The organism is Pseudomonas sp. TE6283, from assembly GCF_054060555.1.
Window position 1 is genome coordinate 1 of the sequence record NZ_JBSSDH010000038.1, and the last position, 15,947, is coordinate 15,947.

The 15,947-nt window shown below is 58.9% G+C and carries 14 protein-coding genes and 1 tRNA gene; all 15 read left to right on the forward strand.

The genetic code is table 11. From position 1 onward, the window contains the following. On the forward strand, positions 1 to 111 hold a 111-nt coding region (locus ACVWZ5_RS25220; RefSeq protein WP_080667851.1), incomplete at its 5' end, for an EF-Tu C-terminal domain-related protein. 54 nt (positions 112 to 165) lie between these two features. Continuing rightward, positions 166 to 241: transfer RNA gene (locus tag ACVWZ5_RS25225), tRNA-Trp, on the forward strand. Positions 242 to 284: 43 nt separating this feature from the next. Continuing rightward, a complete protein-coding gene (gene secE, locus ACVWZ5_RS25230) occupies positions 285 to 653 on the forward strand; it encodes a preprotein translocase subunit SecE (protein ID WP_011531879.1) in 369 nt (122 codons plus the stop codon). A 9-nt stretch (positions 654 to 662) separates the two neighbouring features. Continuing rightward, on the forward strand, positions 663 to 1,196 hold the full coding sequence (gene nusG, locus ACVWZ5_RS25235) for a transcription termination/antitermination protein NusG (protein WP_011531880.1): 534 nt from the start codon (positions 663 to 665) through the stop codon (positions 1,194 to 1,196). A 119-nt stretch (positions 1,197 to 1,315) separates the two neighbouring features. Beyond that, entirely contained in the window at positions 1,316 to 1,747 is a 432-nt protein-coding gene (gene rplK, locus ACVWZ5_RS25240; protein ID WP_028692261.1) for a 50S ribosomal protein L11, read from the forward strand. Further along, positions 1,747 to 2,442, forward strand: coding sequence for a 50S ribosomal protein L1 (gene rplA, locus ACVWZ5_RS25245; RefSeq protein WP_028692260.1), 696 nt, complete (start codon positions 1,747 to 1,749; stop codon positions 2,440 to 2,442). Before rplK ends, rplA begins: the two co-directional genes overlap by 1 nt. A 198-nt stretch (positions 2,443 to 2,640) precedes the next feature. Beyond that, positions 2,641 to 3,141, forward strand: coding sequence for a 50S ribosomal protein L10 (rplJ, locus tag ACVWZ5_RS25250; RefSeq protein WP_003257082.1), 501 nt, complete (start codon positions 2,641 to 2,643; stop codon positions 3,139 to 3,141). Between the two features lie 78 nt (positions 3,142 to 3,219). Continuing rightward, on the forward strand, positions 3,220 to 3,588 hold the full coding sequence (gene rplL / locus ACVWZ5_RS25255) for a 50S ribosomal protein L7/L12 (protein ID WP_011531883.1): 369 nt from the start codon (positions 3,220 to 3,222) through the stop codon (positions 3,586 to 3,588). A gap of 50 nt (positions 3,589 to 3,638) precedes the next feature. Then, entirely contained in the window at positions 3,639 to 3,827 is a 189-nt protein-coding gene (locus ACVWZ5_RS25260; protein ID WP_143514912.1) for a hypothetical protein, read from the forward strand. After that, a complete protein-coding gene (gene rpoB / locus ACVWZ5_RS25265; protein WP_028692259.1) occupies positions 3,808 to 7,881 on the forward strand; it encodes a DNA-directed RNA polymerase subunit beta in 4,074 nt (1,357 codons plus the stop codon). The genes ACVWZ5_RS25260 and rpoB overlap by 20 nt, the downstream gene beginning before the upstream one ends. A 64-nt stretch (positions 7,882 to 7,945) precedes the next feature. Next, entirely contained in the window at positions 7,946 to 12,145 is a 4,200-nt protein-coding gene (gene rpoC / locus ACVWZ5_RS25270; protein WP_062575363.1) for a DNA-directed RNA polymerase subunit beta', read from the forward strand. A gap of 211 nt (positions 12,146 to 12,356) precedes the next feature. Beyond that, on the forward strand, positions 12,357 to 12,728 hold the full coding sequence (gene rpsL, locus ACVWZ5_RS25275) for a 30S ribosomal protein S12 (RefSeq protein ID WP_003255492.1): 372 nt from the start codon (positions 12,357 to 12,359) through the stop codon (positions 12,726 to 12,728). Positions 12,729 to 12,834: 106 nt separating this feature from the next. Further along, on the forward strand, positions 12,835 to 13,305 hold the full coding sequence (rpsG, locus tag ACVWZ5_RS25280; protein WP_003246741.1) for a 30S ribosomal protein S7: 471 nt from the start codon (positions 12,835 to 12,837) through the stop codon (positions 13,303 to 13,305). Positions 13,306 to 13,335: 30 nt separating this feature from the next. Further along, positions 13,336 to 15,483, forward strand: a complete 2,148-nt coding sequence (gene fusA, locus ACVWZ5_RS25285) for an elongation factor G (RefSeq protein ID WP_050703554.1) — start codon at positions 13,336 to 13,338, stop codon at positions 15,481 to 15,483. A gap of 27 nt (positions 15,484 to 15,510) precedes the next feature. Further along, positions 15,511 to 15,947, forward strand: a 437-nt coding sequence (locus ACVWZ5_RS25290) for a GTP-binding protein (protein ID WP_336883893.1), incomplete at its 3' end; no start/stop codon positions are given.

The window sequence follows — 15,947 nt, forward strand, 5'->3', positions numbered from 1 at the left end:
ATGACTGTCACCCTGATCAAGACCATCGCAATGGAAGACGGTCTGCGCTTCGCCATCCGTGAAGGCGGTCGTACCGTCGGCGCCGGCGTCGTAGCGAAAATTATTGAATAAGTAGTTGATTTACTTGATCAGGCCGGTATAATGGCCGGCCTGATACAGCGTTATAGGTCAGTAGCTCAATTGGCAGAGCGACGGTCTCCAAAACCGTAGGTTGGGGGTTCGATTCCCTCCTGACCTGCCATTCACCTCGGTGTGATGGCTTTCTTCTCACAGGATCCTCCTCGATGACTCCCAAAACTGAAGCCCAAGAATCGCGTTTTGATCTGTTCAAGTGGCTCGCTGTTGTCGCATTGGTAGTCGTCGGTGTCGTGGGTAATCAGTATTACTCCGCTTCGCCGATCCTGTATCGCGTACTCGTCCTGCTCGCCCTGGCTGCTGTCGCTGGCTTCGTTGCCCTGCAGACCGCCAAAGGCAAGTCGTTCTTTGCGCTGGCGAAGGAAGCTCGTACCGAGATCCGTAAAGTCGTGTGGCCGACCCGCCAAGAAACCACTCAGACCACGCTGATTGTCGTGGCTGTAGTTCTGGTCATGGCGCTGCTGTTGTGGGGTCTAGATTCCCTGCTCGGCTGGTTGGTCTCCTTGATCGTTGGCTAAGGGTGTCTCGTGGCTAAGCGTTGGTATGTTGTGCATGCTTACTCGGGTTACGAGAAGCATGTAATGCGCTCCCTGATCGAGCGCGTCAAGCTGGCTGGCATGGAAGACGAATTCGGCGAGATCCTGGTCCCGACCGAAGAAGTCGTCGAAATGCGCAACGGCCAGAAGCGCAAGAGCGAGCGTAAGTTCTTCCCTGGCTATGTACTGGTCCAGATGGAAATGAACGAAGGGACTTGGCACCTTGTCAAGGATACCCCTCGGGTCATGGGTTTCATTGGTGGTACCGCAGACAAGCCTGCGCCGATCACTGATAAAGAGGCTGAGGCCATCCTGCGTCGCGTTGCCGACGGCAGTGACAAGCCGAAGCCGAAGACGCTGTTCGAGCCGGGTGAAGTAGTTCGCGTCATTGACGGCCCGTTCGCCGACTTCAATGGCAGTGTCGAAGAAGTTAACTACGAAAAGAGCCGCCTGCAGGTTGCAGTGCTCATTTTCGGTCGCTCCACCCCGGTGGAGCTCGAGTTCAGCCAGGTCGAAAAGGTCTAGCAGAACGCAGCATCCCATACCCCGCAGCCCTATGTGCTGCGGGGTTTTGTCGTCACTGGGATAAAACGCAAGTCAGACGGGGAGCCATCAGGCGTTCGTACCCGAATTTGGAGTAGCTCATGGCTAAGAAGATTCAGGCTTACATCAAGCTGCAAGTAAAGGCCGGCCAGGCCAACCCAAGCCCACCCGTTGGTCCAGCACTGGGTCAACACGGTGTGAACATCATGGAATTCTGCAAGGCCTTCAACGCCCGTACCCAGGGTCAAGAGCCAGGTCTGCCGACTCCAGTGATCATCACTGTCTACAGTGACCGTAGCTTCACCTTCGAGACCAAGAGCACCCCTGCCTCGGTTCTGCTGAAGAAAGCTGCTGGCCTGACCAGCGGTTCGGCTCGCCCGAACACCGTCAAGGTCGGTACCGTCACCCGTGCTCAGCTGGAAGAGATCGCCAAGGCCAAGCAGGCCGATCTGACCGCCGCTGACATGGACGCTGCTGTACGCACCATCGCCGGCTCCGCCCGTAGCATGGGCCTGAACGTGGAGGGTGTGTAATGGCTAAGCTGACCAAGCGCCAAAAGGCTATCGCCGAGAAAATCGAAGCAGGCAAGGCCTACAACTTCGAAGAAGCCGCAACCCTGCTGGCTTCGCTGCCGGCTGCCAAGTTCGTCGAGTCGTACGACATCGCCGTTAACCTCGGTGTTGACCCACGTAAATCCGACCAGGTCGTTCGTAGCGCTACCGTGCTGCCACACGGCACTGGCAAGACCGTACGTGTTGCCGTCTTCACCCAGGGTCCAGCTGCTGAGGCCGCTCTGGCTGCCGGCGCTGACCGCGTAGGTATGGACGACCTGGCTGCCGAAATGAAAGGCGGCGACCTGAACTATGACGTCGTCATCGCATCGCCTGATGCAATGCGCGTTGTAGGTCAACTGGGTCAGGTTCTGGGTCCTCGCGGCCTGATGCCTAACCCGAAAGTCGGTACCGTGACCCCAGACGTAGCCACTGCCGTGAAAAACGCCAAGGCTGGTCAGGTTCGCTACCGTACCGACAAGAACGGTATCATCCATACCTCCGTTGGCAAGATCGGCTTCGAAGCCGGCAAGCTGAAGGAAAACGTTGAAGCCCTGATCGCTGATCTGAAGCGTATCAAGCCGGCTTCCTCGAAAGGTATCTACGTCAAGCGCGTTACCCTGAGCACCACCATGGGCCCAGGTCTGATCATCGATCAGAGCTCGCTGAACGTGTAATGCTCGGTCGGTGCGACCTTGGTCGCACCGGCTACTAAATTGGGGTCCCTGCCTGGCGGGGGCTATCCAAGACCGTAGGCGGCGCAAGCCTTAAACCTCAAGCCTACGCAGATGGTGCTCCCGATTCGTTCGCGAATCAGACACCAAAACGACATCCGGCTTCGGCCAGATGAAACGGTAGAAACCAGGAGTAAACCCGTGGCAATTAAACTCGAAGACAAGAAGGCCATCGTCGCTGAAGTCAACGAGGCTGCCAAAGTCGCTCTGTCCGCTGTCGTGGCTGATGCCCGTGGTGTGACTGTAGGCGCAATGACCGGACTCCGTAAAGAGGCCCGCGAAGCTGGCGTTTACGTACGTGTCGTACGTAACACCCTGCTCAAGCGCGCTGTTGAAGGCACCGAATTCTCGATCCTCAACGACGCGTTCAAAGGCCCGACCCTGATTGCTTTCTCCAACGAACACCCGGGCGCTGCTGCCCGTCTGTTCAAAGAGTTCGCCAAGGGTCAGGACAAGTTCGAGATCAAGGCAGCTGCGTTTGACGGCAAGTTCCTTGCCGCTAACCAGATCGACGTGCTGGCAACCCTGCCAACTCGCGACGAGGCTATCGCACAGCTGATGAGCGTAATCCAAGGTGCAACCAGCAAGCTGGCTCGTACCCTGGCAGCTCTGCGCGACCAGAAAGAAGCTGCTGCTGCCTAAGGCACGCGCAACACTTTCAAAATCATACGTTTAATTTGATGGCTGCGTAGGCTGTCACCCCAATACAGGATTTAAGTCATGTCTCTGACTAACGAGCAAATCATCGAAGCAATCGGCCAGAAAACCGTTCTGGAAATTGTTGAGCTGATCAAAGCGATGGAAGAAACCTTCGGCGTTACCGCTGCTGCCGCTGTTGCCGCTGGCCCAGCTGTTGCTGCTGCCGCTGCTGAAGAGCAGACCGAGTTCAACGTCGTTCTGACCGAAGCTGGCGACAAGAAGGTCAACGTGATCAAGGCAGTTCGTGAACTGACCGGTCTGGGCCTGAAAGAAGCCAAAGAGAAAGTCGACGGCGCTCCTCAGGTCATCGCTGAAGGCGTTTCGAAAGAAGCCGCTGAAGACGCGAAGAAGAAGCTGGAAGAAGCTGGCGCTAAAGTCGAGCTGAAGTAATTTCGACTTTGCGACTCCAGTCCGAGCGTTGAGCGAAGGACTGATGGCTGGTGGCTTATGCCACCGGCCTTTTTCCGTTATTGGTGGCCGATCAGGTCGGCCCCGATAACGAGCTGCAAGACACCCATGAGGGTGGCGCAAACCAAAAGGTTTGCACGATTTTCGGCTGCTCCCGCCGGGAGATGCCAAACAAGCAGGTGACCAAGCTGGGGAATGCTGATGGCTTACTCATACACTGAGAAAAAACGTATCCGCAAGGACTTTAGCAAGTTGCCGGACGTCATGGATGTGCCTTACCTCCTGGCCATCCAGCTGGATTCGTATCGCGAATTCCTGCAGGCGGGAGCATCCAAGGATCAGTTCCGCGACGTCGGCCTGCATGCGGCCTTCAAATCGGTATTCCCGATCATCAGCTACTCCGGCAATGCTGCCCTGGAGTACGTCGGCTATCGCCTGGGCGAGCCGGCGTTCGATGTGAAGGAATGTGTCCTGCGTGGTGTGACCTTCGCGGTCCCGCTGCGGGTGAAGGTGCGCCTGATCATCTTCGACAAGGAATCGTCGAACAAAGCGATCAAGGACATCAAAGAGCAAGAAGTCTACATGGGTGAAATCCCCCTGATGACTGAGAACGGTACCTTCGTAATCAACGGTACCGAGCGTGTGATCGTATCTCAGCTGCACCGCTCTCCGGGTGTGTTCTTCGACCACGACCGTGGCAAGACCCACAGCTCGGGCAAGCTGCTGTACTCCGCGCGCATCATCCCTTACCGCGGTTCCTGGCTGGACTTCGAGTTCGACCCGAAGGACTGCGTGTTCGTGCGTATCGACCGTCGCCGCAAGCTGCCGGCCTCGGTACTGCTGCGCGCGCTGGGCTACAGCACCGAAGAAGTACTCAACACCTTCTACACCACCAACGTGTTCCACCTGTCCGGCGAAAAACTGAGCCTGGAACTGGTGCCTCAGCGTCTGCGTGGTGAAGTTGCGGTCATGGACATCCATGACGGCAGCGGCAAGGTCATCGTCGAGCAAGGCCGCCGTATCACCGCGCGCCACATCAACCAGCTGGAAAAGGCTGGCGTGAAAGAGCTGGACGTACCGCTGGAGTACGTGCTGGGTCGCACCACCGCCAAGGCGATCGTGCACCCTGCCACCGGCGAGATCATCGCCGAGTGCAACACCGAGCTGACCACCGACCTGCTGGTGAAGATCGCCAAGGCCCAGGTTGTCCGCGTCGAGACCCTGTACACCAACGACATCGACTGCGGTCCGTTCATCTCGGATACCCTGAAGATCGACACCACCAGCAACCAACTGGAAGCGCTGGTCGAGATCTACCGCATGATGCGTCCAGGCGAGCCGCCAACCAAGGATGCCGCCGAGACCCTGTTCAACAACCTGTTCTTCAGCGCCGAGCGTTACGACCTGTCGGCCGTTGGTCGCATGAAGTTCAACCGTCGTATCGGTCGCACCGAGATCGAAGGTTCGGGCGTGCTGAGCAAGGAAGACATCGTCGAGGTCCTCAAGACCCTGGTCGATATCCGTAACGGCAAGGGCATCGTCGACGACATCGACCACCTCGGTAACCGTCGCGTCCGTTGCGTCGGCGAGATGGCCGAGAACCAGTTCCGCGTTGGCCTGGTGCGCGTAGAGCGCGCGGTCAAAGAGCGCCTGTCGATGGCTGAAAGCGAAGGCCTGATGCCGCAGGACCTGATCAACGCCAAGCCGGTAGCGGCGGCGGTGAAGGAGTTCTTCGGTTCGAGCCAGCTCTCGCAATTCATGGACCAGAACAACCCGCTCTCCGAGATCACCCACAAGCGTCGCGTCTCTGCACTCGGCCCAGGTGGTCTGACCCGTGAGCGCGCCGGCTTCGAAGTCCGTGACGTACACCCGACCCACTACGGCCGCGTGTGCCCGATCGAGACCCCTGAAGGTCCGAACATCGGTCTGATCAACTCCCTGGCGGCCTATGCCCGCACCAACCAGTACGGCTTCCTGGAAAGCCCGTACCGCGTGGTGAAGGAAGGCGTTGTCAGCGACGACATCGTGTTCCTGTCGGCCATCGAAGAAGCCGATCACGTCATCGCCCAGGCTTCGGCCGCGATGAACGAGAAGAAGCAGCTGGTCGATGAGCTGGTAGCGGTTCGTCACCTGAACGAATTCACCGTCAAGGCGCCGGAAGACGTCACCCTGATGGACGTTTCGCCGAAGCAGGTAGTCTCGGTCGCAGCGTCGCTGATTCCGTTCCTCGAGCACGACGACGCCAACCGTGCGTTGATGGGTTCGAACATGCAGCGTCAGGCTGTACCGACCCTGCGTGCCGACAAGCCGCTGGTAGGTACCGGCATGGAGCGCAACGTCGCCCGTGACTCCGGTGTTTGCGTGGTTGCTCGCCGCGGTGGTGTGATCGACTCGGTCGACGCCAGCCGTATCGTTGTCCGCGTTGCCGACGACGAAGTGGAAACCGGCGAAGCAGGTGTGGATATCTACAACCTGACCAAGTACACCCGTTCGAACCAGAACACCTGCATCAACCAGCGTCCGCTGGTGAGCAAGGGTGACAAGGTTCAGCGTGGCGACATCATGGCCGACGGCCCGTCCACCGACATGGGTGAACTGGCACTGGGTCAGAACATGCGCATCGCGTTCATGGCGTGGAACGGCTTCAACTTCGAAGACTCCATCTGCCTGTCCGAGCGTGTGGTCCAGGAAGACCGCTTCACCACGATCCACATCCAGGAACTGACCTGTGTGGCGCGTGACACCAAGCTTGGCCCAGAGGAAATCACTGCGGACATCCCGAACGTGGGTGAGGCTGCGCTGAACAAGCTGGACGAAGCCGGTATCGTCTACGTGGGTGCCGAAGTCGGCGCTGGCGACATCCTGGTCGGCAAGGTAACGCCAAAAGGCGAAACCCAGCTGACGCCGGAAGAAAAACTGCTGCGCGCAATCTTCGGTGAGAAGGCCAGCGACGTCAAAGACACCTCCCTGCGCGTGCCAACCGGCACCAAGGGCACCGTCATCGACGTCCAGGTCTTCACCCGTGATGGCGTCGAGCGCGACAGCCGCGCCCTGGCCATCGAGAAGATGCAGCTGGATGAGATCCGCAAGGACCTCAACGAAGAGTTCCGCATCGTCGAAGGCGCGACCTTCGAGCGTCTGCGTTCTGCCCTGAACGGCCAGGTGGTCGACGGTGGCGCGGGCCTGAAGAAAGGCACCGTGATCACCGATGACGTCCTGAACGGTCTGGAGCACGGCCAGTGGTTCAAACTGCGCATGGCCGAAGATGCACTGAACGAGCAGCTGGAAAAGGCTCAGCAGTACATCGTCGATCGCCGTCGCCTGCTGGACGACAAGTTCGAAGACAAGAAGCGCAAGCTGCAGCAGGGCGATGACCTGGCTCCAGGCGTACTGAAGATCGTCAAGGTCTACCTGGCAATCCGCCGTCGCATCCAGCCGGGTGACAAGATGGCCGGTCGTCACGGTAACAAGGGTGTCGTCTCGGTGATCATGCCGGTCGAAGACATGCCGCACGACGCCAACGGTACTCCGGTCGACGTCGTACTGAACCCGCTGGGCGTACCTTCGCGTATGAACGTCGGTCAGATTCTCGAAACCCACCTGGGCCTCGCGGCCAAGGGCCTGGGCGAGAAGATCGACCGCATGATCGAAGAGCAGCGTAAAGCCGCTGAACTGCGTACCTTCCTCACCGAGATCTACAACGAGATCGGTGGTCGTCAGGAGAACCTGGAAGAGTTCACCGACGAAGAGATCCTCGCCCTGGCGAACAACCTGAAGAAAGGCGTGCCTATGGCTACTCCGGTCTTCGACGGTGCCAAGGAGCGTGAGATCAAGGCCATGCTGAAACTGGCAGACCTGCCGGAAAGCGGCCAGATGGTGCTGTTCGATGGCCGTACCGGCAATAAGTTCGAGCGTCCTGTGACCGTGGGTTACATGTACATGCTCAAGCTGAACCACTTGGTGGACGACAAGATGCACGCGCGTTCCACTGGTTCCTACAGCCTGGTTACCCAGCAGCCGCTGGGTGGTAAGGCGCAGTTCGGTGGTCAGCGTTTCGGGGAGATGGAAGTGTGGGCGCTGGAAGCATACGGCGCGGCATACACCCTGCAAGAAATGCTCACAGTGAAGTCGGACGACGTGAACGGCCGTACCAAGATGTACAAGAACATCGTGGATGGCGATCACCGTATGGAGCCGGGCATGCCCGAGTCCTTCAACGTGTTGATCAAAGAGATCCGTTCGCTCGGTATCGATATCGATCTGGAAACCGAATAACACGTGACGCGAAGGGGAGCGGGGCAGGTAATGCCCGCTTCCTGCTCCGCCAGGAGGAAAGGCCTTGAAAGACCTACTGAATTTGCTGAAAAACCAGGGTCAAGTCGAAGAGTTCGACGCCATCCGCATCGGTCTGGCGTCGCCTGAAATGATCCGTTCGTGGTCGTTCGGTGAAGTTAAGAAGCCGGAAACCATCAACTACCGTACGTTCAAGCCTGAGCGTGACGGCCTGTTCTGCGCCAAGATCTTTGGCCCAGTCAAGGACTACGAGTGCCTGTGCGGCAAGTACAAGCGCCTGAAGCACCGTGGCGTGATCTGCGAGAAGTGCGGCGTTGAAGTCGCCCTGGCCAAGGTTCGTCGTGAGCGCATGGCGCACATCGAACTGGCTTCGCCGGTTGCCCACATCTGGTTCCTGAAGTCGCTGCCGTCCCGTATCGGCCTGCTGATGGACATGACCCTGCGTGATATCGAGCGCGTGCTCTATTTCGAGAGCTATGTCGTTATCGATCCGGGCATGACCACCCTCGAGAAGGGTCAGCTGCTCAACGACGAACAGTACTTCGAAGCGCTGGAAGAGTTCGGTGACGACTTCGACGCCCGCATGGGTGCCGAGGCTGTCCGCGAGCTGCTGCACGCTATCGACCTGGAGCACGAGATCGGCCGCCTGCGCGAAGAGATTCCGCAGACCAACTCGGAAACCAAGATCAAGAAGCTGTCCAAGCGCCTGAAGCTGATGGAAGCTTTCCAGGGCTCGGGCAACCTGCCTGAGTGGATGGTCCTGACCGTCCTGCCAGTACTGCCGCCGGACCTGCGTCCGCTGGTACCGCTGGATGGCGGCCGCTTCGCGACCTCCGACCTGAACGACCTGTATCGTCGGGTGATCAACCGTAACAACCGTCTGAAGCGCCTGCTCGATCTGTCGGCGCCGGACATCATCGTGCGCAACGAAAAGCGCATGCTGCAGGAAGCGGTCGACGCCCTGCTGGACAACGGCCGTCGCGGTCGCGCCATCACCGGCTCGAACAAGCGTCCGCTGAAGTCCCTGGCCGACATGATCAAAGGTAAGCAAGGTCGCTTCCGTCAGAACCTGCTCGGTAAGCGCGTGGACTACTCCGGTCGTTCGGTAATTACCGTAGGCCCGACCCTGCGTCTGCACCAGTGCGGTCTGCCGAAGAAGATGGCCCTCGAGCTGTTCAAGCCGTTCATTTTCGGCAAGCTGGAAATGCGTGGTCTGGCGACCACCATCAAGGCCGCCAAGAAGATGGTCGAGCGCGAGCTGCCAGAGGTGTGGGACGTTCTCGCCGAAGTGATTCGCGAACACCCCGTACTGCTCAACCGTGCACCGACCCTGCACCGTCTGGGTATCCAGGCCTTTGAACCGGTTCTGATCGAAGGCAAGGCTATTCAGCTGCACCCGCTGGTCTGCGCCGCGTACAACGCCGACTTCGACGGTGACCAGATGGCCGTTCACGTGCCGCTGACCCTGGAAGCCCAGCTCGAAGCGCGCGCGCTGATGATGTCGACCAACAACATCCTGTCGCCAGCCAACGGTGAGCCGATCATCGTTCCGTCGCAGGACGTTGTACTGGGTCTGTACTACATGACCCGTGAAGCCATCAACGCCAAGGGCGAAGGTCGTGTGTTCGCCGACCTGCAGGAAGTCGACCGCGTATTCCGCGCCGGCGAAGCCGCCCTGCACGCGAAAATCAAGGTCCGTATCAACGAGACCGTGAAAGAGCGCGACGGCTCCATCGTCAAGAACACCCGTATTGTCGACACCACTGTCGGCCGTGCGCTGCTGTTCCAGGTTGTGCCTGCCGGCCTGCCGTTCGACGTGGTCAACCAGTCGATGAAGAAAAAGGCGATCTCCAAGCTGATCAACCAGTGCTACCGCGTGGTTGGTCTGAAAGAGACCGTGATCTTCGCCGACCAGCTGATGTACACCGGTTTTGCTTATTCGACCATTTCCGGCGTTTCGATCGGCGTCAACGACTTCGTGATCCCGGACGAGAAAGCCCGCATCATCGGTACCGCCACCGACGAAGTGAAGGAAATCGAGAGCCAGTACGCCTCCGGCCTGGTTACACAGGGCGAGAAGTACAACAAGGTCATCGACTTGTGGTCCAAGGCGAACGACGAAGTGTCCAAGGCGATGATGGCCAACCTCTCGAAAGAGAAGGTCGTCGATCGCGAGGGCAAGGAAGTCGAGCAAGAGTCCTTCAACTCGATGTACATGATGGCCGACTCCGGTGCGCGTGGTTCCGCTGCCCAGATTCGTCAGCTGGCCGGTATGCGTGGCCTGATGGCCAAGCCGGACGGCTCGATCATCGAGACGCCGATCACCGCGAACTTCCGTGAAGGCCTGAGCGTACTGCAGTACTTCATCTCGACCCACGGTGCTCGTAAGGGTCTGGCGGATACCGCACTGAAGACCGCGAACTCCGGTTACCTGACTCGTCGTCTGGTAGACGTGGCGCAGGATCTGGTAGTGACCGAGATCGACTGCGGCACCGACCAGGGCCTGCTGATGACCCCGCACATCGAAGGCGGCGACGTTGTCGAGCCGCTGGGTGAGCGTGTACTGGGTCGTGTCATCGCCCGCGACGTGTTCAAGCCAGGCACCGAGGACGTCATCGTTCCGGCCGGTACCCTGGTGGATGAACAGTGGGTCGAGTTCATCGAGCTGAACAGCATCGACGAAGTCGTCGTGCGTTCGCCGATCAACTGCGAAACCCGCTACGGCATCTGCGCCAAGTGCTACGGTCGCGACCTGGCTCGCGGTCACCAGGTGAACATCGGTGAAGCTGTCGGCGTTATCGCTGCACAGTCGATCGGTGAGCCGGGTACCCAGCTGACCATGCGTACGTTCCACATCGGTGGTGCTGCAAGCCGTACCTCGGCTGCCGACAGCGTCCAGGTGAAGAACGGCGGTATGGTGCGTCTGCACAACCTGAAGCAGGTCGAGCGTGCCGACGGCAACCTGGTTGCGGTATCGCGTTCCGGCGAGCTGGCCATTGCCGACGAATTCGGTCGTGAGCGTGAGCGTTACAAGCTGCCGTACGGTGCGGTGATTTCGGTCAAGGAAGGTGAGAAGGTCGAAGCTGGCGCCATCGTCGCCAAGTGGGACCCGCACACCCACCCGATCGTTACCGAACTGAAAGGTACCGTGACCTTCGTGGGCATGGAAGAAAACATCACCATCAAGCGCCAGACCGACGAACTGACCGGCCTGACCAACATCGAAGTGATGGACGTCAAGGATCGCCCTGCCGCCGGCAAGGAAATCCGTCCGGCGATCAAGATGGTCGACGCCAACGGCAAGGACCTGTACCTGCCAGGCACCGACGTGCCTGCCCAGTACTTCCTGCCGGCCAACGCCCTTGTCGGTGTGGCTGACGGTGCCCAGATCGGCGTCGGTGACGTTATCGCGCGTATCCCGCAAGAAACGTCGAAGACCCGTGACATCACCGGTGGTCTGCCGCGCGTTGCCGACCTGTTCGAAGCGCGCCGTCCGAAAGAAGCCTCGATCCTGGCTGAAGTCAGCGGCACCATCGCGTTCGGTAAAGAGACCAAGGGCAAGCGTCGTCTGGTCATCACTCCGACCGACGGTAGCGATCCGTACGAAGAGCTGATTCCGAAGTGGCGCCACCTGAACGTCTTCGAAGGCGAACAGGTAAACCGCGGCGAAGTTATCTCCGACGGCCCGAGCGATCCGCACGACATCCTGCGTCTGCTGGGTGTGAGCGCGCTGGCGAAGTACATCGTCAACGAGATCCAGGATGTTTACCGCCTGCAAGGCGTTAAGATCAACGACAAGCACATCGAGACCATCCTGCGTCAGATGCTGCGCAAGGTCGAGATCACCGAGTCGGGCGACTCCAGCTTCATCAAGGGTGACCAGATGGAACTGACTCAGGTATTGGTAGAGAACGAGCGTCTCGCCGCCGAGGACAAGTTCGTCTCCAAGTTCTCCCGCGTGCTGCTGGGTATCACCAAGGCCTCGCTGTCGACCGAGTCGTTCATCTCCGCGGCTTCCTTCCAGGAAACCACCCGCGTACTGACCGAAGCGGCGGTAACCGGCAAGCGCGACTACCTGCGCGGCCTGAAAGAGAACGTGGTCGTGGGTCGTCTGATCCCGGCTGGTACCGGTCTGGCCTACCACAGCGAGCGCAAGCGTCGCCGTGATGCCGACAAGCCGCTGCGTGTGAGCGCCAGTGAGGTGGAAGCCGCACTGACCGAAGCGCTGAACTCCAGCGGTAACTAAGTGCAGGGCAGGGCCCCGGCAAGCCTCTAGCGATCATCGGCGACATGAATTGTTGCCGATGATCGGGCGAGGAGGGCCGGGGCCTCGTCTTGACTGGGTGCAAGATCCTCTTTAGACTTTTGTACCCTTAAATTTGGTGAGGCTCCGTCTCGCCAATTTTTGGCTTTCTTGCAAGACAATAGAGTCGCAAGACAATCAGTGGAGCTAGTAGATGGCAACTATCAACCAGCTGGTACGTCAGCCGCGTAAGCGTTCGGTCGAGAAGTCCGACGTTCCTGCGCTGCAGAACTGCCCGCAGCGTCGTGGCGTGTGCACCCGTGTGTACACCACCACGCCGAAAAAACCTAACTCGGCACTGCGTAAAGTATGCCGTGTGCGTCTGACCAACGGTTTCGAGGTTTCCTCGTACATCGGCGGTGAAGGCCACAACCTGCAAGAGCACAGCGTCGTCCTGATCCGTGGCGGCCGTGTAAAAGACTTGCCAGGTGTTCGTTACCACACCGTTCGCGGCTCTCTGGATACTTCGGGCGTCAAAGGCCGTAACCAGGGTCGTTCGAAGTACGGTACCAAGCGTCCGAAGTAATCGGTCGTTTGCAGACATCCATTTTTTTGAGTCGATAAGAGTAAGGTCGGGCAGGGGTCGAAGACCCACGTCCCGGGCTAACCTGAAGACCGTTTGAGGGCTTATCATGCCAAGACGTCGTGTAGCAGCAAAACGTGAGATCCTGGACGATCCGAAGTACGGATCCCAGATCCTCGCCAAGTTCATGAACCACGTGATGGAAAGCGGCAAGAAGGCCGTAGCCGAGCGCATCGTTTACGGTGCCCTGGATACCGTCAAAGCACGCAAGAACAGCGACCCCCTGGAAATCTTCGAGAAAGCTCTCGACGCCATCGCTCCGCTGGTCGAAGTAAAGTCCCGCCGTGTCGGCGGTGCCACTTACCAGGTTCCGGTTGAAGTTCGTCCGTCCCGTCGTAACGCTCTGGCAATGCGCTGGCTCGTAGACTACGCCCGCAAGCGCGGCGAGAAGTCGATGGCTCTGCGCCTGGCTGGCGAGCTGCTGGATGCTGCTGAAGGCAAGGGTGCTGCAGTCAAGAAGCGTGAAGACGTTCACCGTATGGCTGAAGCCAACAAAGCGTTCTCGCACTACCGCTTCTAATTCAAGCATCAATCATTTTGCGAGGGCTTTATGGCTCGTACTACAGCAATTAACCGCTACCGTAACATCGGTATCTGCGCGCACGTTGACGCGGGCAAGACTACCACTACCGAGCGGATCCTGTTCTACACAGGTCTGAGCCACAAGATGGGCGAGGTGCATGACGGCGCCGCGACCACCGACTGGATGGTGCAGGAGCAGGAGCGCGGTATCACCATTACCTCCGCTGCCGTTACCACCTTCTGGAAAGGTTCCCGTGGTCAGTACGACAACTACCGCGTAAACGTCATCGATACCCCCGGCCACGTTGACTTCACCATTGAAGTAGAGCGTTCGCTGCGTGTGCTCGACGGCGCGGTCGTTGTGTTCTGCGGTACTTCCGGCGTTGAGCCGCAGTCCGAAACCGTATGGCGTCAGGCCAACAAGTACGGCGTTCCACGTGTTGTCTACGTGAACAAGATGGACCGTGCCGGTGCCAACTTCCTGCGCGTCGTAGGTCAGATCAAGAACCGTCTGGGTCACACCCCGGTTCCTGTTCAGCTGGCCATCGGTTCGGAAGATAACTTCCAGGGTCAGGTCGACCTGATCAAGATGAAGGCTATCTACTGGAACGACGACGACAAGGGCACCACCTACCGTGAGGAAGAAATTCCTGCGGATATGGTCGAGCTGGCCAACGAGTGGCGCAACAACATGGTTGAAGCCGCCGCCGAAGCCACCGAAGAGCTGATGAACAAGTACCTTGAAGAAGGTGAGCTGACCGTCGAAGAGATCAAGGCAGGCCTGCGCGCGCGCACCCTGGCCAGCGAGATCGTTCCGGCTGTCTGCGGTTCGTCGTTCAAGAACAAGGGCGTTCCCCTGGTTCTCGATGCCGTTATCGACTTCCTGCCTGCTCCGACCGAGATCCCGGCGATCAAGGGTATTCACCCTGACCTGATCGACGTGCCGAAGGACGAAGTCAAGCCTGAGCAGTTCGACGAGCGTCACGCTGACGACGACGAGCCGTTCTCGGCCCTGGCCTTCAAGATCGCTACCGACCCGTTCGTGGGTACTCTGACCTTCGTCCGCGTTTACTCGGGCTTCCTGACCTCCGGTGACTCGGTCATCAACTCGGTCAAGGGCAAGAAAGAGCGCGTTGGTCGTATGGTGCAGATGCACGCCAACCAGCGTGAGGAGATCAAGGAAGTACGCGCAGGCGACATCGCTGCTCTGATCGGCATGAAGGACGTCACCACCGGTGACACCCTGTGCAACGCCGACAAGCCGATCATCCTCGAGCGTATGGACTTCCCGGAGCCTGTGATTTCGCTCTCCGTAGAGCCGAAAACCAAGCAGGACCAGGAGAAGATGGGTATCGCACTGGGCAAGCTGGCCCAGGAAGACCCGTCGTTCCGCGTCAAGACCGACGAAGAGACTGGCCAGACCATCATCTCCGGTATGGGTGAGCTGCACTTGGACATCCTCGTTGACCGCATGAAGCGCGAGTTCAACGTCGAGGCCAACATCGGCAAGCCGCAGGTTTCGTACCGCGAGAAGATCACCAAGTCCAACGTCGAGATCGAAGGCAAGTTCGTTCGTCAGTCGGGTGGTCGTGGTCAGTTCGGTCACTGCTGGGTTCGTTTCTCCGAGCCGGACGTGGACGACAAGGGCAACATCACCGAAGGCCTGGTGTTCTCCAACGAAGTCGTTGGTGGTGTGATTCCGAAGGAATACATCCCTGCGATCCAGAAGGGCATCGAAGAGCAGATGAAGAACGGCGTTGTCGCCGGCTATCCGCTGATCGGCCTGAAGGCTGCGGTATTCGACGGTTCGTACCACGACGTCGACTCCAACGAAATGGCGTTCAAGATTGCCGCTTCGATGGCAACCAAGCAACTGGCCCAGAAGGGCGGTGGCGTGGTCCTCGAGCCGATCATGAAAGTCGAAGTTGTAACCCCGGAAGACTACCTGGGTGACGTGATGGGTGACCTGAACCGTCGTCGTGGTCTGGTCCAGGGTATGGATGAGTCGGTCTCCGGCCGCGTCGTCCGTGCTGAAGTTCCGCTCGGAGAGATGTTCGGTTATGCGACCGACGTTCGTTCCATGTCTCAGGGTCGCGCAAGCTACTCCATGGAATTCTCCAAATACGCCGAAGCTCCGTCGAACATCGTCGAAGCACTCGTTAAAAAACAAGGCTAATCCCCTTTAGGCAAGAGGTTCACTGTCGTGGCTAAAGAAAAATTTGATCGTTCCCTTCCCCACGTTAACGTCGGCACCATCGGCCACGTTGACCACGGTAAGACCACTCTGACCGCAGCTCTGACTCGCGTCTGCTCCGAAGTTTTCGGTTCGGCTGTCGTTGAGTTCGACAAGATCGACTCGGCTCCGGAAGAAAAAGCGCGCGGTATCACCATCAACACCGCTCACGTCGAGTACAACTCGAACATTCGTCACTACGCTCACGTTGACTGCCCAGGTCACGCTGACTACGTGAAGAACATGATCACCGGTGCTGCCCAGATGGACGGCGCGATCCTGGTTTGCTCGGCCGCCGATGGTCCGATGCCACAAACCCGTGAGCACATCCTGCTGTCCCGTCAGGTTGGCGTTCCGTACATCGTGGTCTTCCTGAACAAGGCTGACCTGGTAGACGACGCCGAGCT